This is a genomic window from Sorangium sp. So ce117 (genome assembly GCF_051524395.1).
Taxonomy (GTDB): Bacteria; Myxococcota_A; Polyangia; order Polyangiales; family Polyangiaceae; genus Sorangium; species Sorangium cellulosum_B.
This window is the reverse complement of record NZ_CP150309.1, coordinates 6,836,007-6,857,171: the sequence shown is the minus strand read 5'-3', so window position 1 is coordinate 6,857,171 and position 21,165 is coordinate 6,836,007. Positions and strand designations below refer to the sequence as shown.

24 protein-coding genes are annotated in these 21,165 nt (G+C 71.0%); 6 read left to right on the top strand and 18 right to left on the bottom strand.

All coding sequences use genetic code 11. From position 1 onward, the window contains the following. Positions 1-10: 10 nt before the first annotated feature. Positions 11-757 carry a hypothetical protein gene (locus WMF46_RS25645; protein WP_437979603.1) on the bottom strand — a complete coding sequence of 249 codons (747 nt, stop codon included), beginning with the start codon at positions 755-757 and terminating at the stop codon, positions 11-13. A 125-nt stretch (positions 758-882) separates the two neighbouring features. Next, entirely contained in the window at positions 883-1,548 is a 666-nt protein-coding gene (locus WMF46_RS25640; RefSeq protein ID WP_437979602.1) for a hypothetical protein, read from the bottom strand. A 165-nt stretch (positions 1,549-1,713) separates the two neighbouring features. Between WMF46_RS25640 and WMF46_RS25635 the strand changes: the two genes are divergently transcribed. After that, positions 1,714-3,177 carry a thioredoxin family protein gene (locus WMF46_RS25635; protein WP_437979601.1) on the top strand — a complete coding sequence of 488 codons (1,464 nt, stop codon included), beginning with the start codon at positions 1,714-1,716 and terminating at the stop codon, positions 3,175-3,177. Between the two features lie 70 nt (positions 3,178-3,247). Here the strand turns inward: WMF46_RS25635 and WMF46_RS25630 are convergent, their stop codons facing one another. Together WMF46_RS25630 and WMF46_RS25625 are read right to left on the bottom strand one after the other, a co-directional pair. After that, positions 3,248-4,180: a hypothetical protein gene (locus WMF46_RS25630; protein ID WP_437979600.1), complete on the bottom strand. Its 933-nt coding sequence runs from the start codon at positions 4,178-4,180 to the stop codon at positions 3,248-3,250. A gap of 178 nt (positions 4,181-4,358) precedes the next feature. Continuing rightward, positions 4,359-5,204, bottom strand: a complete 846-nt coding sequence (locus WMF46_RS25625) for an aldo/keto reductase (RefSeq protein ID WP_437979599.1) — start codon at positions 5,202-5,204, stop codon at positions 4,359-4,361. Between the two features lie 357 nt (positions 5,205-5,561). On the opposite strand from WMF46_RS25625, the gene WMF46_RS25620 reads away from it, so the two are divergent. Then, positions 5,562-6,443 carry an SCE4755 family polysaccharide monooxygenase-like protein gene (locus WMF46_RS25620; RefSeq protein WP_437979598.1) on the top strand — a complete coding sequence of 294 codons (882 nt, stop codon included), beginning with the start codon at positions 5,562-5,564 and terminating at the stop codon, positions 6,441-6,443. A 19-nt stretch (positions 6,444-6,462) separates the two neighbouring features. Here the strand turns inward: WMF46_RS25620 and WMF46_RS25615 are convergent, their stop codons facing one another. After that, positions 6,463-7,383, bottom strand: a complete 921-nt coding sequence (locus WMF46_RS25615) for a PP2C family protein-serine/threonine phosphatase (RefSeq protein WP_437979597.1) — start codon at positions 7,381-7,383, stop codon at positions 6,463-6,465. Between the two features lie 84 nt (positions 7,384-7,467). Here WMF46_RS25615 and WMF46_RS25610 point away from each other — a divergent pair, with 84 nt between their 5' ends. Both WMF46_RS25610 and WMF46_RS25605 read left to right on the top strand, forming a co-directional pair. Beyond that, a complete protein-coding gene (locus WMF46_RS25610) occupies positions 7,468-8,364 on the top strand; it encodes a phosphotransferase family protein (RefSeq protein WP_437979596.1) in 897 nt (298 codons plus the stop codon). A gap of 173 nt (positions 8,365-8,537) precedes the next feature. Then, complete coding sequence (locus tag WMF46_RS25605) at positions 8,538-9,446, top strand: DUF4351 domain-containing protein (protein WP_437979595.1); 909 nt, start codon at positions 8,538-8,540, stop codon at positions 9,444-9,446. A 144-nt stretch (positions 9,447-9,590) separates the two neighbouring features. Here the strand turns inward: WMF46_RS25605 and WMF46_RS25600 are convergent, their stop codons facing one another. The 13 genes from WMF46_RS25600 to WMF46_RS25540 all read right to left on the bottom strand — a co-directional run bounded on the left by WMF46_RS25600 (position 9,591) and on the right by WMF46_RS25540 (position 19,219). Continuing rightward, positions 9,591-10,208 (bottom strand): glutathione S-transferase family protein, encoded by a 618-nt coding sequence (locus tag WMF46_RS25600; RefSeq protein WP_437979594.1) that lies wholly within the window; start codon positions 10,206-10,208, stop codon positions 9,591-9,593. Positions 10,209-10,334: 126 nt separating this feature from the next. Then, on the bottom strand, positions 10,335-11,099 hold the full coding sequence (locus WMF46_RS25595; protein WP_437979593.1) for a YkgJ family cysteine cluster protein: 765 nt from the start codon (positions 11,097-11,099) through the stop codon (positions 10,335-10,337). Between the two features lie 7 nt (positions 11,100-11,106). Continuing rightward, positions 11,107-11,790, bottom strand: a complete 684-nt coding sequence (gene ung / locus WMF46_RS25590) for a uracil-DNA glycosylase (protein ID WP_437979592.1) — start codon at positions 11,788-11,790, stop codon at positions 11,107-11,109. A gap of 7 nt (positions 11,791-11,797) precedes the next feature. Continuing rightward, positions 11,798-12,430 (bottom strand): endonuclease III, encoded by a 633-nt coding sequence (nth, locus tag WMF46_RS25585; RefSeq protein WP_437979591.1) that lies wholly within the window; start codon positions 12,428-12,430, stop codon positions 11,798-11,800. Between the two features lie 135 nt (positions 12,431-12,565). Continuing rightward, entirely contained in the window at positions 12,566-14,242 is a 1,677-nt protein-coding gene (locus tag WMF46_RS25580; protein ID WP_437979590.1) for a hypothetical protein, read from the bottom strand. A gap of 460 nt (positions 14,243-14,702) precedes the next feature. Beyond that, positions 14,703-15,845, bottom strand: coding sequence for a penicillin-binding transpeptidase domain-containing protein (locus WMF46_RS25575; protein ID WP_437979589.1), 1,143 nt, complete (start codon positions 15,843-15,845; stop codon positions 14,703-14,705). Positions 15,846-15,982: 137 nt separating this feature from the next. Further along, positions 15,983-16,327 carry a VOC family protein gene (locus WMF46_RS25570; RefSeq protein WP_437979588.1) on the bottom strand — a complete coding sequence of 115 codons (345 nt, stop codon included), beginning with the start codon at positions 16,325-16,327 and terminating at the stop codon, positions 15,983-15,985. A 29-nt stretch (positions 16,328-16,356) separates the two neighbouring features. After that, the gene (locus WMF46_RS25565; RefSeq protein WP_437979587.1) at positions 16,357-16,965 is read right to left on the bottom strand and encodes a YdeI/OmpD-associated family protein; all 609 of its coding nucleotides are present in this window, start codon (positions 16,963-16,965) and stop codon (positions 16,357-16,359) included. Between the two features lie 98 nt (positions 16,966-17,063). Beyond that, positions 17,064-17,252, bottom strand: a complete 189-nt coding sequence (locus tag WMF46_RS25560; protein WP_437979586.1) for a hypothetical protein — start codon at positions 17,250-17,252, stop codon at positions 17,064-17,066. Positions 17,253-17,348: 96 nt separating this feature from the next. Beyond that, on the bottom strand, positions 17,349-17,591 hold the full coding sequence (locus WMF46_RS25555) for an addiction module protein (RefSeq protein WP_437849561.1): 243 nt from the start codon (positions 17,589-17,591) through the stop codon (positions 17,349-17,351). A gap of 392 nt (positions 17,592-17,983) precedes the next feature. Then, positions 17,984-18,655 carry a glutathione S-transferase family protein gene (locus WMF46_RS25550; protein WP_437979585.1) on the bottom strand — a complete coding sequence of 224 codons (672 nt, stop codon included), beginning with the start codon at positions 18,653-18,655 and terminating at the stop codon, positions 17,984-17,986. Beyond that, positions 18,652-18,807 (bottom strand): HNH endonuclease, encoded by a 156-nt coding sequence (locus WMF46_RS25545; protein ID WP_437979584.1) that lies wholly within the window; start codon positions 18,805-18,807, stop codon positions 18,652-18,654. The genes WMF46_RS25550 and WMF46_RS25545 overlap by 4 nt, the downstream gene beginning before the upstream one ends. Continuing rightward, positions 18,797-19,219, bottom strand: a complete 423-nt coding sequence (locus tag WMF46_RS25540; protein ID WP_437979583.1) for a hypothetical protein — start codon at positions 19,217-19,219, stop codon at positions 18,797-18,799. Before WMF46_RS25540 ends, WMF46_RS25545 begins: the two co-directional genes overlap by 11 nt. A 251-nt stretch (positions 19,220-19,470) precedes the next feature. On the opposite strand from WMF46_RS25540, the gene WMF46_RS25535 reads away from it, so the two are divergent. Continuing rightward, positions 19,471-19,977, top strand: coding sequence for a hypothetical protein (locus WMF46_RS25535; protein WP_437979582.1), 507 nt, complete (start codon positions 19,471-19,473; stop codon positions 19,975-19,977). A 327-nt stretch (positions 19,978-20,304) separates the two neighbouring features. After that, positions 20,305-21,162 carry a hypothetical protein gene (locus tag WMF46_RS25530; RefSeq protein ID WP_437979581.1) on the top strand — a complete coding sequence of 286 codons (858 nt, stop codon included), beginning with the start codon at positions 20,305-20,307 and terminating at the stop codon, positions 21,160-21,162. Positions 21,163-21,165: the final 3 nt, after the last annotated feature.

The following is a 21,165-nucleotide window of genomic DNA, read 5'->3' as shown; positions in this document are numbered from 1 at the left end:
GAGCGGCGCTCTAACGGCGTTGGCGCTGCTCGGCGATCGCCGCGGCGGCCTCCGCCTCGGCCTCCGCCTGGACGGCGACGTCGTCCGGCAGCGCCTGAACCGCAGGGAACCGCACGCCGAACACGCCGGCGCCCGCGGCGACCGGCTCCACGCGCTCGCTCGTGGTCCGCGCGTCGAACTCGACGATCCGGTTCACCGCGCGCTGCATGGCGATGGCGACGAACAGCCAGGTGATCGGGCCGGTCAGGAGCTGGAGGTACGGGATGACGCTCGCCACACACGCCGCGATGACCAGGCCCCGCGGCACGCCGTCGGGCATGCCCCGCAGGCGGCACTGCAGGTTGACGCGATCACAGAGCCGGAGGCCGTTCCAGAAGATCCAGTAGTAGTTGAAGTACGGGGCGAAGTGCAGGACGATGGCCTTCCCCACGGAGGGATCGTCGCGCTCGGCCCGGGGCAGCTGGGCGTGCATCGCGTTGAAGCGGATGAACGACACGATTCCGAACGTCACGACGTGCAGCAGCGCCGTGGCCCAGACCGGAAACGCCTCGAGCTGATGCCGCGCGAGCGCGACCCGCTCGCCCGCGCCCAGCCCGGCCACGCCGCCCCGATAGCTGTTGGAGGCAACAGGCTGCCCGCCGACGCGCTGCGCCAGCAGGGCGTGACGCATGGCCTCGTTCTGTCGGCGCAGGCGCTCGTTCTCGGCCTGAACGTCGTCGAGCTTGCCCGCGAGCGCGTCTCGATCGGAACGGAACACGGGGCAAGTATAGCGCCGCGCCCGGGCCCAGCAGGCCGAAGCGGAGGGCCGAGCGAGCGTTCACGCCCCCGTGGCGCGCACGAGATGGAGAGCCGTGGCGCTCCCGGCGCAGGTCAGATGGGGTATCAGTCGCCGTCTCGGCCGCTGCCTGTGAACCCGTCTTCCCGGCGCGCGAAGAGGACGTTGAACGTCGTGAGCGTCCCGTAACAGCCCGTGATGTACGCCTGGAGCTGGACCTTCTCCGCGTCGCTCAGCCCCTCGTGCCCGTTGATCTTCTGCTCCAGCACGCGCAGCTTGTCGCGGAGCATCACGATCTTGTGGAAGAACGCGTCGAGCGGGATGCGCTTCTCGGCCGTGCCCTCCTTCCCGGGCCGGAGCACGATCTCCCCGCCTTCCCAGCGGCCGCCGATCTCCGCGCGGCCGACGCCCAGCTCCTCGGACAGCACCTCGCGCAGCACACGGCGGAACTCGTCGATATCCATGTCGATGTCGATCTCCCTTGGCAGCGGCGAACGGAAGGGCTGCGGCGCCGCGCTCGGCCGGCGCTCCGGCAACGGGGCGCGCTCGGGCGCCCGCGGCCTGACGCCAGTGCCGCGCGGCTGGCCCGCCGCCCGGGGTGGCGGTGGCGGCGGAGGCGCGCCCTTGGCACGGTAACGGGCGCACGTCGCTGTCGCCTTGATCGGCGGCGGGTACACCTCGAGGGCGCACTCGCCGATGCGGCCGCGCGCTGGATCGTCGTGCGCCCGGGTGAATGCCGCGCAACTGCCGCACCGACCCGCGTAATCGTTCACTGCGGCGGGACTGTATCAGCTTTGCGGCTGTCGGGGAGCGCCTTATCGACGCACCGAGGCGCCTGCGACGCCGCGATCCGGTCCCGGTGCCGCGCTCGGTTCGATGCCGCGCTCGCCTGTCGCAGCGAGGGCGAGCCCGCCGCGGTTCGGCTACCATGTCTGGCCGTGCGTGCCCCGGCCCTGCTCCCCGTCCTCGTCTCCGCCGCCGCCCTCGCTGCCTGCGCCGCCGAGCCGCCGCCACGCGCGCCGGCGCCTCCGTCCGCCGCGCCGTCGCCGCCCGCTGTGGCGCCCTCGCCCTCGCCCGCTGCCGGGCCGGAGCCGGCGGCCGCGCAGCCGCCGCTCGAGTTCATCCACGACGACGTGCCGCGGGCGCGCGAGGAGGCCCGGACCGAGGGCAAGGCGCTGTTCGTCGATGCGTGGGCGCCGTGGTGCCACACCTGCCTGAGCATGAAGCACTACGTGCTGACCGATCCGTCGCTGCGCCCGTTCGCCGATCGGGTGGTGTTCGCGGACGTCGACACGGATCGACCGGAGAGCGCGCCGTTCCTGGAGCGGCACGAGGTGACTGTGTGGCCGACGTTCTTCGTCCTCGAGCCGGCGGGCGGCGAGGTGATTGGGCTCTGGCGGGGCGCCGCCTCGGTCGAGGAGCTGCGCGAGCTGATCCGCGAGGCGCTGCTCGCGATGGATTCCAAGGCTGCGTCGGCGCTGCCCGCGGACGATCCGAACCGCCTGCTTGTCGAGGCGAAGCGGGCCCACAGCGCCGGGGACCACGCCGCGGCGGTGTCCGCCTACCGGCGCGCCCTGGCCCGGGGTGGAGAGGCCTGGCCGCGGCGCAGCGAGGCGCTGCTCGGCCTCCTGGCGGCGCTCTACCGCAAGAAGGACGCCGCGGCGTGCGCGGAGCTCGGCAGCGCGCACGTCGGCGAGGTGAAGGGCGCGGCGCTGCCCGCCGATTTCGCGAGCGTCCTGCTCTCCTGCGCGGCGGCGCTCCCCGGCGGCAAGGCCCAGCGGGCCGCGCGCGAGGCGGCGGTCGCCCGGCTGCGGTCGATCGTCGCGAGCCCGCCCGCGGACGCGAGCGCGGACGACAGGGCCGACGCGTGGGGCCTGCTCGCCGAGGGGCTCGAGGCGCTTGGCGACGCGGGCGGGGCGCGCGCTGCGAGCGAGTCGAAGCTGGCCGTGCTGGAGCGGGCCGCGAAGGAGGCGAAGACGCCCGAGGCGGCCGCCGCGTACGACTACGGGCGCGCCATGGCGTATATCGCGCTCGGCCGCGGCGAGGAGGCGGTCGCGATGCTCTCGGAGCGCGAGGCGCAGATGCCCGCCTCGTACGAGCCGCCCGCGCGGCTCGCGCAGGTGCTCCACGCGATGGGCCGCGAGGCGGAGGCGCTCGCCGCGGTGGAGCGCGCCATCGGCCGCGCCTATGGCCCGCGCCGGCTGCGCTACCTGAAGCTCCGCGCGGAGATCCAGCAGCGGCTCGGGCGGGGCGCGGAGCAGATCGCCACGCTGCGCGAGGAGGTGGCCGGCTACGAGGCGCTGCCGAAGGGCCACGCCAGCCAGGCGGCCCTGGACGACGCGCGGCGGCGGCTCGCCGAGGCGGAGAAGGCCCAGCGCGGCGGCGGTGTGAAGAAGCGCTGACGGCGGCGCGCCGAGGCGGAGAAGGTCCAGCGCGGCGCGGAGGAGCGCCGCCCGTGGCTTCCGGCGCCCGCTACGTCCCCTCGGTGCCTACGACCAGGCCCGTCACGCGGAGGCGGTCGCTCGCGTGCTCCTCCGGGAAGATCACGGTGATGTCCATGTCGATGGTGGAGGGCATGGAGGTGCTCCCCAAGGTTTGCACCGTCAGGCTCCCGGTCGCGCTGGTCGCGCTCACGGCGGCGTCAGCTGAGCCCTGGGCGTCCGGCGCGCAGTTGGCCGCCCCCTTGCGCATCAGGATGCGCGACACACGCCACTCCTCCGGGACCGTGACGATGTCGAACCCCACAGGTGACTGCCTGCTCGGCGCCTCGGCGTAGAGCACCACGCAGAGGTCCGCCTCTGGCCGGGCCCTGTAGACGGTGAGGTGATCGAGCCCGCCAGGCCAGTAAGAGGCGGTGTAGCGGCCGACCTCGGGCTCGATGCAGGAGGCATTCGCCGAGACATCCACCCCGGCCTGCTGCGCAGCGCACGCATTGCAGTAGAACTGGTTGTCGCACCCGCAGACGCCCGGGCAGTCCTCCGGGCACCCCCCGGGCCGGGGGGTGCACCGGCCTGTGGTGTCGAACGTTCCGCACGAGTCGTCGGGGAAGTCGCAGAAGTCCTCCTTGCCGCAGATCCCGCCGCTTCGCCCGCCGCATGCGAGCGGTGTCGCGCCGCTCGAGGTCGAGCTGACGGAGCCCCCAGCACTGCCGGTGCTACCGCCGTTGCCGGTGCTACCGCCGTTGCCGGTGCTGCCGCTGTCACCGGTGCTGCCGCCCTTGCCGGTGCTGCCGCTGTCACCGGTGCTGCCTCCGTTGCCGGTGCTGCCGCCGTTGCCGGTGCTGCCGCTGTCGCCGGTGCTGCCGCTGTCACCGGTGCTGCCGCTGATGGAGGGTATCTCGACCGCGCCGTCGCAGGCGGCGAGAAGAAGCCCGAAGAGAAGTGAGGATAGGCGCGCGTGACTCATACGCGCAGTATGGCATGCGCGCCGGCCCGCCAAGAGCAGCCATGCCGTTCGGCAAAGCCGAGCGTGGCCCGCGAAGCTCCTGAAGGAGAAACGGCCCAGGTTCCAGAAGACGCCAAGGTGGAATTCCAACCTTGGTGTCTTCTGGCGTTCTCACGGTTCCATCGACGTACCGTCCGCTTTACAGCGTTGGCAGCACGCCGCGATCCCGGCCGAGCGGGAAGGCCGTCTCGAGGCGGGCGATGTCCTCGCTGCTGAGGCGCAGATCGCCCGCGGCCGCGTTGTCGAGCGCGTGCGCGGCGCTCGCGGCCTTGGGGATCACGAAGACCGGCTGGCGGCGGAGCAGGAAGCGCAGCGCGACCTGCCACGGCGTCGCGCGGTGGGCGGCGGCGACGGACGCGAGCACCCTGCCCGCCGCGCTCTCCGGCGCCGGGAACCGGCCCGAGCCGAACGGGCTGTAGGCGACGACCGCGATGCCGTGCCGCTCGCAGAGCGGCAGCACCCGGTGCTCGATCGACCGCTCGAGCAGGTGATAGAGCACCTGGTTGCAGGCGATCTCGCGCGCTCCGGCGATGGCGATCGCCTTCGACAGCTCCGCCTGGTCGAAGTTGCTGACGCCGAAATACCGGATCTTGCCCCGGTCCCTCAGGTCCTTGAAGGCGCGGAACGTCTCCTCGAGGGGGTGCGACCCGGGCCAGTGGAGGAGGTAGAGGTCGAGCCGGTCGGTGCGGAGCTGCTCCAGGCTGCGCTCGCACGCCGCGATCGTGCCGGCGTAGCTCGCGTTGCTGGGCAGCACCTTGGAGACAAGGAACACCTCGTCGCGGCGGCCGGTGATCGCCTTGCCGACGAGCGCCTCGACCGCGCCCGAGCCGTACATCTCCGCCGTGTCGATGTGCGTCATGCCCGCGTCGATCCCCCGCCGGATGGCGTCGATGCAGGCCGCCTCATCGTCCATCTCCATCTGCCAGGTGCCCTGTCCGACGACCGGGATCTCGACGCCGGTAGAACCGAGTGCGCGTTGCTCCATGATGATGAACCTCCGCTTTTGTCACCGGGGGCGGCACGCGCCGCCCCCCCGCCCGCCGGCAGAGCCGGCGGGGCCCCGCCCCCACGCGGTCCGTGCTGGCCTCCCTTCACGGAGAGCCGCATGGACACAGCGTTTTCTACCTGATCGGCGTTCCAGAGGCGCCCCTCCGCCCCGGGTGGGATCGCTGAATTACCACGAAAAGCAACCCCGAGCTCCTTTACCGGGCTGAGCCCGGCGGTTCGCGACGTCGGTCGCTGGCGCTATATCCGTGGAAAATTCCTTGCTTGAGGACGTCGCAGACAGACGATGCGCCGCTGTGTAGATTGCGCTGCCCGCGGGCTCCGAGGAGGTGGATCGATGCGTTGCATGCTGATGGGATCGTTCGTGCTGGCCGCCGTGATGTCGTTCGCTGGCGTGAGCCGCGCGCACATCGACCTCACGTCCCCTGCGCCGAGGCACGCGGACGACCAGCAGAAGGTGGCGCCTTGCGGTGCTCGCGGCGACGCGCGGGGCGAGACGGTCACCGTGTTCGAGCCGGGGGAGACCATCGCGGTGACGTGGAACGAGACGATCGATCACCCCGGGCATTTCCGGATCATGTTCGACGACGACGGCTTCGACGATTTCCCGGAGCCGGCCAATGAGAACGATCTCTGCGAGCCGGGGGTGGACAAGGGCTGCCTGCTCGACGGCATCGCCGACAAGAAAGGAGGGTCGTATTCGGCGGAGGTCACGCTCCCGGACGTGGAGTGTGACAACTGCACGCTTCAGCTCATCCAGGTCATGACGGACAGGAGGCCAGCCACCCTGTACTACCGTTGTGCGGATCTGGTGCTCAAGTCCTCCGACCCTGGCGCCGCGACGAGCGCCGCGAGCTCCGGCGCCGGCACGGGCGGCGGCGCGACGGGCGCGGGCGGGGACGCGGCGACGAGCGCGAGCAGCAGCGCCGCGGCGGGCGCAGGCGGAGACGCGACGACGGGCGCGGGCACGGGCGGGGGCGCGACGACAGGGGCGGGCGCGGGCACGGGCGGGGGCGCAACGACGGGCGCTGGCGTTGACGAGGGCTCTGGCGCGGCGGAGGACGACGGCGGGTGCAGCTTCGGCGGCGCGGCGGGCGGGGCTCCGATCTCGGCGGGGCTCGGCGCGCTCGCCGCCCTCGCGCTCGCGGCGCGCGGGCGGAGGCGAGGCCGGCTGGCGCCGCGGCAGGACGCTGCCGGTCGCGGGTCGCGGCGCTCGTGATCGCGGGGCCGGCGCGCCGTCAGGAGCGGCGCGTCGGCCCTTCGGAGAACCTGGCGATCTCGATGATCTCCGCGGCGCGGTCGCTGGCCGGCGGGGCGAACCAGGGGCCGTCGAACCGCGTGACCAGCGCGGTCACGTTGTCGCGGCCTCCGGCGGCGAGGGCGGCGTCGATCAGGGCGCTGGCGGCTGCCGCGGGGTCGGGATGGGCGTCGAGCGCGGCGGCGATGTGCCGATCGTCGACGAGGTCGCTCAGCCCGTCGGTGCAGAGCAGCAGGGTGTCCTCGCGGCGGAGCTCGACGGCGGAGAGCGCGATCCTGAGGTGTTCGCGGAGCCCGAGCGCCTGGAGCATCGCGCCCCCGTGCTGGAAGGTGGCGGCCTCTTCGGGCCGCAGCGTGCCCCTGTCGAGCAGCGACTGGAGGAGGGTCTGGTCGCGGGTGAGCTGGGTGAGGACGCCGCTGCGGAGGAGGTAGGCGCGGCTGTCGCCGACCTGCGCGAGCAGGAGGCGCTCATCGCAGAGCGCGGCCACGGTCGCCGTGGTGCCGCTGTTCCGGTGCGGTGAGCTCCGGCGGGCGTTGTCGCGGACGGCGCGCCCGGCCTCGCCGATCGCCTCGAGGAGGCTCCGCTCGAGGGCGTCGCTCGATCGGGGCGCGGAGCGGGTGAGGATGGCGTGGACCATGCGCGCCGCGAGCCGGCTCGCCGCGTCGGGGGACGACGCGCCGCCGGAGCCGTCGTAGACGCCGAGCGACAGGGCGAGCGGCGGCGCGACGGACGCCTGGGCGGCGGACGCCTGGGCGGCCGCGGGCCCATGGGCGAGCCCGCGCGCGAGATCGCTGATCAGGAAGGTATCCTCGTTGTGCTCGCGGCTGAGGCCCACGTCGGTCCGGACCGCCACGGCGATCGCCGCGGCGTGTTCGACGGGGGACTTGCGGTACACGGGCATGCGCGCATCGTACCGCGGGGGCGCTGCCCGAGGGAGGGCGCTCGACGCGCAGCGCGCCTCGTGCCTGAAATGAAGAGAGACCGCATGAGGCTGCTTCCCGACCCCGAGCGCGCGTGGGAGCGCGCCGCGCACGTCCAGACCCTCGCGCGCGCCGAGATCGAGCGGCGGATCCCGCCGTTCACGGGCGAAGCGGAGGTGCTCTCCGGCGGGCACGCCAACGTGAACGTGCGCCTCGGCGCCGAGCGCGTGCTGCGGGTGTACCGCCGAGACGCGGCGGCGGCGCCGAAGGAGGCCAGCCTGCTCGCGCGGGGCTGGAGGTCGTTCCGCGTCCCGGCGGTCCTGTCGGCGGGTGAGGATTTCCTCGTCCTCGAGCACGTCCCGCACGTTCCGCTCCAGGACACCGCGACGTGCGGCGCTGCGGTCGGGCGCGCGCTCGCGGAGATTCACGGTGTCGGCTACGACAGCGCGGGTTTCCTGGGGCCGGAGCTCGCCGTCTCCGTGCCGTTCGCCGACTGCATCGGTGCGCTGCGAGGCCATGTGGACGCGGTCCTCGACAGGCTGGCTCCTGCTCTGCGCGGCGAGCTGGGCGAGCGCGTGCGCGCGTTCCTCGACGCGAACACGGAGGCGCTTCGCGCGCTGGCGTCGGCGCCCGTGCTCCTCCACGGCGATTTCAAGGCGTCGAACCTGCACTGGCTGTCGTCGGGCGAGCTCCTCGTGCTCGACTGGGAGTTCGCGTACGCGGGACCGAGCCTGATGGACGTCGGCCAGATCCTGCGCTGGAGCCCGGGGCCCGAGTTCGTCGCGGCGTTCGCGGGCGCTTACCGCGAGAGCGCGCCGCTTCCCGAGGGGTTCGAGCGCTGGGCCGCGGCGTTCGATCTGTTCAACCTGGTGGGGCTCCTCGACGGGGTGGAGCCAGAGACGCGCCGGGCGATCGATGTCTGTGGCCGCATCCTTCAGACCACAGGGGGCAGCGAGCGCTGAGGTGGCTTGAAGACGTCCAATTCAGATGGCTGGCAGCCTTCATTGACGAGCGCCGCAGCTTGGAGAGTCGTTTTCGTGATGAGCGCGGAGCTCCTCGCGTAAGCATGTTTGTCGCTCCTCTTCTGCTCTATCTTGTGGGCAGTTCTCCGTGATGCGGTTAGGGTGCGCCGCCGATGCACAACGGCGCTGACCAGTTCGCGAAGAACATTCTGCGCGAGGCGCTGAGCCGAGCCTCGTCTCCGGAGACGGAGGTGGAGGTGCTCGCGGCGACGCAGAAGATCGATGTCTACAGCGTGCCCGATCCGGCGCGGGACGCTGAGCGCGCCGAGATGGGCTTGCTGGGCGAGCTCTCCGCGGAGCCGAGTCTGTTCGAGCCATTTCACCGCACGCCCGGCCTGCGGCAGGTCCGCTCGTGTCTGCGCAAGCAGCTCACCTGGTATCACGAGCTCGAACGCCGGGCCCGCGCGCAAGCGTCTCCAGTCGGCGCCTCGTCGAACGATGCGGAACCCGACGCATCGACCCAACCGGCCGTGGCTTTCCCTGCGCTCGTTGTCATCAGCTCGGGCCGGCCGGAGAGCGCGCTTGCAGCGTACGAGTGCCGCAAGGCGAAGCCCGGCGTGTCCCACGCGGCGCCGGGGCTCGCGCTTCGCATCGTCGTGCTGTCCGAGCTGCCCCGGACGCAGGAGACGTTGCTCTTGCGCCTGCTCGGATCCGGGCGCGTGCTGCGCGAGGCGCTCGCCGATCTGGCGGCGATGCCGGATGACGCCTGGGAGAGGAGCGTCGCCACGCCTCTCCTGGTACATTTCCAGCTCGGGCTCGATGAGCAGGCGACGAGCGAGGAGGACGACGTGAGCGCAGAGATCCGGGCGTGGTTCGAGGATTACCAGCAAAAGCTGCGCAACGAGGGGCTGAAGGAAGGGGGGCGCAACCTCCTGCTGCGGCAGCTCCGGGCCCGCTTCGGCGAGCTGCCAGCCGCCGTCGTCGCTCGCATCGATGCAGCCGACGTGGCCGAGCTCGAGCGGTGGGGCGAGCGGGTGCTCGCCGCGCGGACGCTCGACGAGGTGCTCGGCGCCCCGAGCTGAAGGGCCCAGGAGGGCCCGCCGCGCCTGGCCGTCCGGCAGCGCGGCCGCGCAGGGGCGGCAGCGATGCACCGGCGTTCCGGGCGTCGCCGAGCACCCCGTCGCTTTCTGCGCAGAAGACGCCCGTTCAGGGCAGGCCGGCAGGCGTCAGGACGACACCTTCACCCAAGCGGGCCGCTCGCTGATCCGCTTCCACCACGCCGCGACGTTCGGCCGATCGGTGATGAGCTCCCCGAGCTTCGACACAACGAGACACTGGAGGTACGGCATCCACGAGATGTCGGCCAGCGAGTAGCTCGAGCCCGCGAGGTACTCGTGGCCGGCCAGCGCCTTCTCGACCACGTCGAGCGCCTTCGAGACCTCGGCCTTGGACGCATCGACGATCGCCTCGTCGCCCGGCTTGCCCTGCATCGGCAGGAAGACCCGCTGGAAGACGATCTTGACCGCCGGGGTGGCGAAGTACGATTGCTCCACGCTCAGCCACTGATCCATGAGCGCCCTGGCCCTGAGCTCGGTCGGCGTCAGCGAAGCTCCCGGAAGCTTGTGATCGAGGTAACGCATGATCGCCCTCGACTCGTAGAGCGTGAAGTCCTCGTCCTCGAGTACAGGGATCACGCCGAACGGGTGGCGCGCGAGGTGCTCGGGCTGCTTGTGCGCGCCCTTCGTCAGGTCGACGAGCACGAACTGCGCCTCCTGGCCCTTCTCGGCGAGCACCGTCAGGACCTTGCGCGTACACGTGCTCATGGGATGTCCGTAGATCTTCATCGCGTCTCCTTAGACATGTGTTCCGTCGCGAGGCGCCGACCGGCGGCGGCCTCCACGGCGCGCTAGCCTAAACGGATTCCTCGGACCGCGATCGCCCAGATGACGCGGGCCGACCGCGGCGCGCGATCAGCCCTCGCGCCGCCGATCCTCCTGCCACTCGGCGTCGCGGGCCGCGGCGAAGACGGGGAGGCGCGCGAGCCACCGCTCGCCGGCGTTCGGGCGCTCGAGCGCGATGCGCAGGGCCGCGATCAGCTCGAGCGGCGCGGCGTCGAGGCCCTGCTCCTTCGCAGCCCAGCCCAGGCCGGCGAGGACGGCGTTGGCGACCTCGTATCCCGGGCGGTGCATCGGCGCCGTGGGCACGGACGCGGGCGCGGCGAAGTGGCGCTCGCACGCGGCGGCGTCGAGGGAGCCCCAGGCCGCGCACACGATCGGGCGGACAGCGTGGATCGAGCAGGCGCCGCGCTCGTCGAGCAGCGGGCAGGGGACGCCGGCCTCGGCGCGTTCCAGGCGGGAGAGCCCGCGCGTCGCCGCGTCGGCGGCGCGGACGCGCTCCTCCAGCGCGGCGAGCTCCGCCTGGCTCCGCGTGGCGCGCAGGTGGGCCGCGATGCGGAGCACCTCCGGCGCCAGCACGAGCACCTTGCTGACGCAGCAGGTCGCGCAGCCGGCCCTGCAGGCGATGGGCCGATCGGGCGGCTCGGCGGCGACCGACGCCCCCTGCAGCGCCTCCGCCCGCGCGAGCGCCGAGGCCGCGGCCGACACCGCGCCGGCCTCGGTGCGCGCGGCGAGCGACAGCGCGAGCGCGGCGCGCTCCCCGTCGGCGATCCCCTCGAGGACGGCGGGGGTGTACCGCGTCCCGGGGGCGAGCGGCAGGGAGCGCTTCCGCCGCGTCATCGCGGCGCTACGCCGTCTCCGGGAGCCGCCAGTCGATCTCGTCGGTGCCGCGGGCGCGGAGGGCGCTGTTGATGGTCGAGAACGGCTTGCTGCCGAAGAAGCCGTTCCTCGCCGACAGCGGCGAGGGATGCGCCGTCTTGATGACCGTGTGGCGCTTCGCGTCGATGAGCTTCGCCTTCTTCTGCGCGTAGCCGCCCCAGAGCACGAACACCACCCCGTCGGGCCTGTCGTTGACCTTCTTGATGACCGCGTCGGTGAACGACTCCCAGCCCTGGTTCTTGTGGGAGTTCGGCGTGTGCGCCCGGACGGTGAGCACGGTGTTCAGCAGCAGCACCCCCTGGGTCGCCCACGTGGTGAGGCAGCCGTGCCTCGGGATCGTGAAGCCCGGCAGATCCGAGACCGCCTCCTTGTACATGTTGGCCAGCGACGGCGGCGGCGTGATGCCCGGGCGCACGGAGAAGCACAGCCCGTGGGCCTGCCCGTCGTCGTGGTACGGATCCTGGCCGAGGAGCAGCACGCGCACGCTCTCGTACGGCGTGAGCTTGAACGCGGCGAAGACGTCCTCCTCCGCCGGAAACACCTGGTGCGCCTTCCGCTCGTCCTCGACGAAGCGCGCCAGCTTCTTGAAGTACGGCTGCTCGAGCTCTCCGGCGAGCACGTGCTCCCACGAGGCAGGTAGATCGATCTTCATCTCTCGTTCAGACCCCTTCCTTCGGACAGAACTCGCTCATCCGGCACTCCCCACACTTCGGCTTCCTGGCGACGCAGGTGTAGCGGCCGTGCAGCACCAGCGCAGGGCCGAAGAACGTCCATTGGTCCTTCGGCACGATCTTCATCAGATCCTCCTCGATCTGCTCCGGCTTCTCGCGCTTCGAGAGGCCGATGCGCCCGCTGAGGCGGGCGACGTGGGTGTCGACGATGATCCCCGAGGGGATGTCGAACGCCGTGTTGAGCACGACGTTCGCCGTCTTCCTGGCCACGCCCGGCAGCGAGGTGAGCCCGGCCATGGTCGTGGGCACCTCGCCGCCGAAGCGCGCGACGAGCTCCTTGCACGCGGCCTGCACCGTCTTCGTCTTCTGGCGGTAGAAGCCGGTCGGCTTGAGCTCTTCCTCGAGCTCCGCCGTGGGCGCGTCGGCGTACGCCTGCGCCGTCGGGTACTTCGGGAAGAGCGTGGCGGTCACCCGGTTGACGCGCTCGTCCGTGCACTGCGCGGCCAGGATGGTCGCGACGAGCAGATCGAGCGGCGTCTTCCAGTCGAGCTCGTAACGCGCGTCGGGGTACTCCTGGCGCAGCTGCTCGAGGAGGAGGGGGATGCGGTCTCGGGCGTTCATGGGGGTCGTCGCAGCGTAACCCAGCCCCGGGCCGCCCGTCAGCGGGGCTCGGCCCCCTCAGCGACGCCGCGCGACGAGGCCGTGCGCGGCGAGCGCGGGGCGTCGGCGCTCGCCTTCCCGAACGGCCAGCACTGCTCACGCCTTCTGGCCGAGCGCCACGTCGACGAGCATGTCGCCGAGCGGCGCTTCCAGGAGCAGGTGCACGCTATCTCCTGCCGGCCTCCAGTGTACGATGGCGCGAGGCTCCACCTGGAAGCGCGCCGACGTCGTGATCGCCCCGCCATCGATCCGGAGGACGGCGTGCTCTCCCGGCGCGTGCTCGACGAGCACGTAGAGCCCGTCATCGCCGGCTGCGAGGTGGATGGGTCGACCTTCGAGCTTGGCGGATCCGGAGCGCGCACCCTCCCAGGCGACGAGGTTGAGCCCCGGCGCGAACCACGCGAGCGCGCGTGTCGCTACAGCGCGCGGTAGTGGCGCCCCGGTCGCGCCGAGCTTCGCGTACGCTTCCTCCTCCTCTTCGTCAATCTCGAGGAAGATGGGCATTGGCTCCTGCGCTTCCGCCCGCTCTGCGCAGCGTCGCCGCGCGCGCTCCCAGCGCGCGCGCGCGACGCCGTAGGAAAGCGGCGAGCGCACGATGCGGGACCAGAGGCTGGGCTCGGTTGCGACGAGCGGTCCCCCTGGAGTCGATACCTCGCAGACGCGGCCGTTTAGCAGGAAGAATGCCCGCCCGTTGCGTGCGAAGAGGGGAGTGTGCACGCCCGGGAGCTCGAACAGGATTTGCCCCTCGGGCGCGCCGGCGCTGAACTGGGTGATGGAGAGCCCGTCCAGCGCATCGACGTGTTCGCCGTCTCGGCAAATCCGAGAGAGGCGACCGTGCTGCGCCGCCGCGAGGAGCCGGGTGCCCTCGGGAGCGGCCAGCGGAGCGGGAGCGAGCGCTGCCTCGAGAGCGCGGCTGCTCCCCTCGACCCCCGAAGTCCGCGCGGCCTCCCGCAGGGCCACCAGGGTTCCCGCGAGCCGCTCGCGTCGCCGCTTCTGATCCGCGCGGGTCGCGATTGTCCCTGCGACGAAGCGAGCCGCTCCGCGCCGCGCTGCGACCGAGCTCAGCCCGGCGCGGATGGCGTCGTCCACCACGGCATCCCCGAGCACGCGGAGCAGCGCCAGCGGTACGGGATCGCTGTGCGGGGCGGCCGTCCAGGCGCCCGCGTCATGACCGAGCCATTCCAGCAGTACCGTGGCCTGATCCAGAGGCGCCGGACGCGCTTGCCCCAGCACCGACAACGCCTCGACCGCTCCCCCGAGGCGGCTCCCTGCCGGGGCTGCGAGCGCCCCGCGGAGCGGCGCGAGGTCTGGCGGAGCGCCCTCCGGCCAGCGGGGCCCTTCCGCCGCGCTCTCGGGCCCGGCGCCCGGCGTCCCACCCGGCGGCGCGAGACACCCCCGCTCGGCCAGCCAGCGCGCGAGTTTCTCCGGGCGCGCGAGCGGGGCGGCTGCGTTCCAGCCGGGATAGCCGACCGCGAGCCCGTGATGCAGCGTCAGCGTTGCGACGCGCTCGCCCCGGCCGATCAGCTCGAGCACCGGCGCCTCATGCCATGCGCTCTCGGCCGGTGGCGCCCCGTCGCCGATCCGGAGCAGCGGCCGGAGCTCGGCGAGCGCGCTGCGGTCGACCCACGAGAGCGTCGGCGCGACGCTGCGCCCTGGCGCCGGCGGTCGCGCCAGCACGCGCCCGAAGCTGGCCCGCGAGAGCAGCGCGTCGATATCTGCTTGCCGGGGCAGCCCGCCAAAGGGGGATGGTACGCTCGCGAGACGAGGGCTCATGGCTTGAACGGGACGCCGCTGACCGATCCGGATGGCGTCACTCCGACGTAGTAGCCTTGATGCACGAAGGGGCCCTGGGGCGTGGGGCACATCTCGCCAGGACGATAGGGATACTGGGGGGGCTTCCCCCAGAATTTCCAGGAAGGTTTCTTGCCCCCATCGTGGGGTAGGGGATGGGCAACGGGCTCGGCGCGGCCGGCGTGAGGCACACGCTCACGGCCATCCCTGTCATCTGATGACCGGATTTCTCGGTGATCGTGTCCATGCCGAGCGCGGTAACCTTCGCCATGCCGCGTGAGCGTCACATCCTCGGGGAGGGGAGCGCAAGGCGTGATGCAGGTCGAGCGAAGGGCTGCGCCTGACGCGCGGGCGCCGTCACGGAAGCAGCTGCGCGTGTGATCGGTGAAGGCGATGCGCCACGGGCGCGTCGTGTGCGCGGCGTCGATGGCCGTCAGCGCCGTCAGCGCCGTCGGGCCACGGGCCCCGGGTGTCTCCGGCCGAAGTAGATCTCGAGCAGCTCGCGCCCCACCAGGTTCGCCTTGGTGCGCCACGCGATGTCGTTGGCCAGCATCACGGAGACCGCGATCTCGGGGCGATCCGACGGCGCGAACGAGGCGAACCACGAGAACATCCGCGACGGGCTGCCGCCGACCAGCGTGCCGGTCTTGGCGGCGACGGGCATGGTGCCGAGGGCGCGGGTGCCGTCGGGCTTGCGGAACGCCTTGGCGCAGGTGCCCCGCCGCGTGGTGATCTCGAGCATCGACCGGAGGGTGCGCGCGACATCGGCCCGCAAGCCGCGGCCGTCGGTGCTCCGCGGCGTGACGGCGCCCGCGTCCTCGCTGTCCTGCGCGCCCGGCGGCGCGAGCAGCGAGAGGCGGACGCGCTCGCCGTCGTTGGCGATCGTCTGCATCGCGAACAGGGCGCCGAGCGGGCTGAGCCGCCCGCTCCAGAAGCCTGCGGCGGCGCGGGCGAGGCCGAGCCCGCCAGCGGGGATGTTGGCGGTGCTCGGCGCGACGGGGATGTCGATGGGGACCTCGCCGTCGAAGCCGAGGTCGCGGGCCTTGTTGCGCAGGTCGTCGGCCGTGAGGTGCCGGCCTGCGAGGCGGGCGAAGACGCCGTTGATGCTGCGGCCGAGCGCCTCGCCGAAGACGGTGCAGGTGGCGCCGCGGCCCTCCAGATCGGCCGCGGTGATGGCGCTCATGCCGCCCGTGTAGCAGACGGGCGTGGCGATGTTCACCTTGCGGCCCTCGAGCAGGGCCGCCGCGGTGACGATCTTGAAGAGGCTCGCGCTCGGGGCGAGCGGGGTGGCGACGTAGTCCCGGTCTCCGCGGCTCGCCCACACGAGGATGCGGCCGGTGCGGACGTCGGAGGCGACGATGGCGCCCTCGGGGGCGCCGGAGCGGGCGAGGAGGCGTTCTGCGGCGCGCTGGAGCTCGGGATCGAGCGTGAGGCGCACCTGCTTGCCCGACGCGCCGACCGTGGCGTGGACCGCGCCGGCCTCGACGTGGAGCTTTCGGACGCCCGGCGGGGCCGGGGATGCCGTCGCCGGCGCGATCCCGATGGCGATCGCGGCGGCGAGCGCGAGGAAGAGACGCGATCGCACCCCGCGGAGATGCCAGGGGGCGCGCGGGAGGGCCAAGTTCCGCGCGGCGTTCGTGACGGGTACCTCGTCGCCCGAGGAGGAGGGGGGAGCGGTTCATGAGGAGCAGCGCGCGCTCCCCGGCTTTGCCCTGGAGCGGCTCAGCGTTCTTGTTCCAGGGTGATCCGATGGCCATCGGGATCGATGACCGTCACGGGCGAGCTGCCCTCGGAGCCGATGGCGCCGACCACCGCGCCCAGCGCTCTGAGCGACTCCAGGATCCGATCGAGGTCAGAGACGACGAGCCCCAGGCGGAGACCGGACGTCGGCCTGTCCGAGAGCGGATAGAGCTCGAGGATCATCCCACCCACATCGCACGAGTAGTGCTTCGCTCCGTTGCCGTGCTGTTCCGGGGACAAGCGCAGGCCAAGGCCTTCGTAGAACCGCCGCGAGCGCTCGAGGTCCGCGCACCGGAGGACCACGTAGGCAACACGTTGCACGCTCATTGGAGGGGAGCCGCGCGCGCTGACCGAGGTCAGCGCTGCCCTTCCGGCACGATGGTCTCACCGCGCGCCAGCATCGCCACCAGCGTATCGATCTTCTTCGCGCGCCCGGCGGGCGTCTTGATGTTGTTCATGCGAAACGCCAGCGCGAAGAGGTTCTGGCGCCCGAGGGTCTGGAACGTCTTGCGCGCCCGTGGGTTCGCCTCGATGGCCGCGCGAAGGTCGTCGGGAACGGTGGCTTCGGTCGCGCGGCGGATGGGGGCGTAGGCGGCCTCCCAGCGGCCATCTGCCTTCGCGGCGTCGACCTGCCGCTGGCCGTGCGGGGTCATCCGGCCGGCCGCTGTGAGCCGAGCGATGTGATCCGTGTTGATCTCGCTCCAGACGCTCCTCGCCTTGCGAGGCGTGTACCGCTGCAGAAACGAGACCTCGTCGAAGGATTTCCGGATGCCGTCGATCCACCCCCAGCACAGGGCCACGTCCAGCGCCTGCGCGTAGGTCACCGTCGGCATGCCCGAATCCTTCTTGTGAATCTTTAGCCACAGCTCGGTCTCGCGGGCGTGGTTCGCGGCCATCCAGGCTTCGAAGGCCGCCTCGGTGGGGAAGCTCTTGATCTTGTCTGGGTTGGGAATGATCGGCGCCATGAAAAAGGTCCTGGTTGAAGCCTATCGATCAAGGAGCCACGGGAGCCGGCGCGCCGGAGGCACTGCAAGTGCCAGAACTTTCCTACGCAGCTCGGTGCTTACAGCCGATCTTTCCACGCGTCCGGATGGCGGTGCAGATGAAGCACCGCTATCACGAGCACCAAGGGTTCTTCGAGCACGAAGAAGACGCCGTAAGGAAAGATTCGAACCAGTGCGCGACGAATGCCGGGCTCGATCTCAGGAAACTGGAGAGGATTCTCCATGGTACGGCGGATCGTGACATCCACTTCAGACTCGAATCGGAATCCGAGATCGCGCCGCTCCCGCTCGTAGCGAAGCGTCGAAGACTTCGACCTCCGCTTCCTGGCGGATTTCAAGCCGTCTCATCGCTGCGCGGCGCGCAGGCGCGAGAGCAGGTCTCGGCGGGCCTCCTCCCACGAGCGGCTCGAACCCTGACCAGCTCGGTGCGCCGCCAGGCGTTCAGCGATGATCTCGCGATGCCACTCCAGGGCGGGAACTGCCTCAGGATGGAGCGCAACGCGGTCCCAGAGGGCCTGTAGGTAATCGAGCTTCTCAGCGGGAGAGAGGTCGTCGAAACCTGGAGGGGGCATCGCGGGGAGGGTCATATCCGAAATTATACCGCAAATTCGACCGGAGATCACGCCCGGCGGGCAGTGCCTCATGCCAGGATGTTCGTGGGCCATTCCGTCCGATTATCCAATAATTCCAGCATCTTCTGCAGTGCCCGCGCCTGCCCGGGGTCGTGCCGGCCGAGAGGGCTCGGCCCACACGCGCGGGCAGAGCAGAGACAACCCTGAGCTCCGCGCGCGGGACGGAGAGAGCGGTCGGGAGTACGACCGACGAGACCTCCCTCTGGCTGCATTCTCCAGTCTCACGCACCGGCGTTCAGCTGCGGGCGCCACAGAAGCATCTGCGACCGGCGGCGACCGTCTGCTGCAACGCTTCGCTATGCAGCTTTCCGCTCATGGTTTCTATCTTGTTCTCTCGCGCACCGCGTTCAGATCTCGAAGCGAACTTCGATGCCCTCGGCTGCACACGCGCGCTGCGTCGCGGAACGTCGTCCAACAGCGTCGATACAGGCACCGATGCGCTCCATCCGATGCGGGGGTCGTGGCAACTTCCGCGCCCACCAGGTCAGCATATAGAGATATGCGTCACACGCCGAATATGCTTCGCCCAGCATGAAGGGCCCGGAGCCCCAGGCGTTCTCGATGACCTCAAAGGCCTGCATGGCTCGCGCCGCCGCCGCGGCTCGCACCTCGTCGACAGCCCCGCTGGTAGGCTGTGCGCCGTCGCTTTGGGTCAAATTTGCCGCGTATTTTTCTGGGTAGCGGTAAGCCATGTACGCGGGCTGCACCGTGTTGCTCAGGAAGAAGAGCCACTTGTAGAGATGCGCTCGTTCGCTTGACCCCAGAGGTGGGATCAGCCGTGCGCTCGGGTATTGATCCGCGATGTACAGGCAGATCGCCGCAGATTCGAAGAGCACGAGCTCGCCACAAACCAGCGTGGGGATCACGCCGTTGGGGTTGAGACGCAAGTAGTTCGCGCTCTTTTGCTCGCGCCGGTCGCGATCGACGAGCACGAGCTCAACGTCACAGCCCGCTTCTTGCAGCAGGAGGTGTGGCGCGAGGTTCGCGTTGCCGGGATAGTAGTAAAGCTGAATCTTCATTCTGCAGATCCGCCCAGCGACTCAGGGATAATGTGGTCGATCTCCATCGGTGTGCCGATGATACGCGCCGAGGTCAGGCAATAGCCGCAGCGATGGCGCGCCTCACCGGCGACCTGCTCACGCAGCGCCCTCCCGATGTAGCTACGGCTCATGTCCTTGATGAAGCCCCGAGACGTCATGACCTCGCTGTTTGAGCAGGGTGGCAGATCGGGAACGAACCAGCATGATCCGCGTGTACTCCTTCATGAGCGTCGCGAGCGCCTCGATGTCCGACGCGGAGAGCCCTTCGCTCTGACGCTTGATGTGCAGATCCTCGAGGTCTGTTGCCTTCTCCGGGGCGAGGCGCCGCCTGGCGGCCCGCCAGAGATCCTCGTCACCTAGCAAGTGCAGCGCGGCGATGGCCTCCGCCATGTCGACCGGCAGCTCGTCGGATTCGTCAGGGAGGGAGGTCGCCACCGCGTCGACGAGCTCGGCCTCGACGGTTCGTTGCGTTTTCCGCGCGCAGCGAGCCAGCCGCTCGTACAGCGGCTCGGGCAAGTTCACGGTAACGGCTTGAACGGCCATATCCTAGTTTACGATGGGCCGTCGAGGCCAGCAAGCTCGGCGGTGCAAGGCGCAGCGCGACGCGCAGCCGGCCGTTCTCCTCTGCCGTGCCATGAACGGTATCCTCGTCGGCTCAACGAGTCGTCGACTGGTCAACCGAAGCCAGCGGACCAGGCCGGGAGGGATGGGTTGGTCCGACGGATCCGCGTGCGGGAGGCCCGCCGCCGCGGCGGTCGTCGCCGAGCGCCGGGTCTGGTAGGGTGCGCGCAGAGGTGCCTGTGCTCAAGCTGCCGAAAGATCTCGTCGCCGATCCGCGCCATGACGCGGTGTCCGAGCTCCTCACCAAGCATGCGGGTCTCTTGTGGGAGAGCGGCCGGAACCAGGTGGCGACGCTCCCGATGACCGACGCGCTGGCCGCGGAGCTCCGCGGCGCGCTCGCGGCCGAGCACGCCTGCCACGGCCTCGAGCTCATCGCCGACAAGCTCGGCCGCGAGCAGAAAGGGCTGGACGCCGCGGCCAGGAGGGCCCCGGAGAGCCCGCAGAACGCCCGCGCGTCCCGCATCCTCTTTCTCGCGAGCGACGGCAGCACCCGCTTCTATCGCGACTGCGACGCGCTCCTCTCCCGCTACCCCCAGCGCCTCCTGGCCTGCCGGCTCGAGATCACCGGCGAGGCGCTGGGCGAGAAGCTCACGGGGAGCGCAAGGCTGATCCGGAGCGTGCTTGTCCTCGACAAGAAGGTCGCCGCCAGAGCGCTGCTCGCCCTGCTCCCGCCGGGCTGACATCCGACGGCGCCACGGCACGCTCCAGCGCAGCGCGCCCTCCGTCCACGCGGCGCTCGCGCGCAGGCAGCACCGCCGGCGCGGCCTCCTGGAGAGGCACGCCTCTGCGCCTGGAGGTCCTGGCCTCCAGGCCACAGCCTCCACACAGGCGCCTGGAGCATTTTAGCAGAGCTGTTGGCGTGCTCCCTTCGCGGCGCTCGCGCCACGAGCGCCCCCTCAAGATCACCCGAAATCCGCGCCCGTCGAAACGGCACGCTGCGTGCTCAGCGTGCTCAGGGGGAAGGACAGTCAATCGATCAATCAATCCCCGACCGGAGAGAACCCATCATGAAATCTACCGCATTCATCCTCAGCACTCTCGTTGTCCCCTTCGCCCTCGTCGGTTGCGTCTCGGACTCCGAACCTCACGACGAGGGGCTCATGGACGTCGAGGAGGCCACCGCCTTCCCCGAGGCAGCGCGCACCCCGGCGGAGGTGCAGCCGTCCGAAGGCATCGGCGCGCAGAACACCGCGCCGGCCGCGGACGCCCGCACCCAGCAGGCTCTGAGCCCCGCCGGGAAGTCCGGCGCAGAGATCGCGGTCAGCTCCGGCGGCAGCGCACAGTCCCTCATCCTCCTCCAGCTCCCGATCGTCAACCTGCTTTATAACCCCGGCTTCGAGACCGCGCAGGCCGGCATCCCGTCGGGCTTCATCGATCATGGCAGCGCCAACGCGTCCTGGTTCGCCGGCTGGGGCACCGCGGCGGACTCCTGGCCTGCCACGAGCAATGACCTGAATTACGGGGCCATCGCGACATGGCTCAAGACCGACGTCGTGCACACCGCCAACAAGCGCAGCCTCCTCGTGTCGGCGACGACGACCAACGGCGGCATCGCCCAGCAGTACTGGACATCCGCCAGCCCGCCGCCGAACAACGCCTACCTGCGGTTCAGCGTCTGGGTCTATACCGTGACGGGGCAGGTGACGATAGGGCTCGGCAGCGGCGGGACGGGTTACACCACCAGGACCTCGACCCAGACCGGAAAGTGGGAGTACCTCCAGACCTGCGGCACGTCGTTCAACAACGAGGTCTATATCTACACGATCGGCGGGCCGGCCGTGTACTACGTGGACGACGCCAACGTGTCGGCGACGCCTTCGCCCCTCCTCGACCAGTATTGCTCGCCCGGCGCCGTCGTCTTCTGAGCC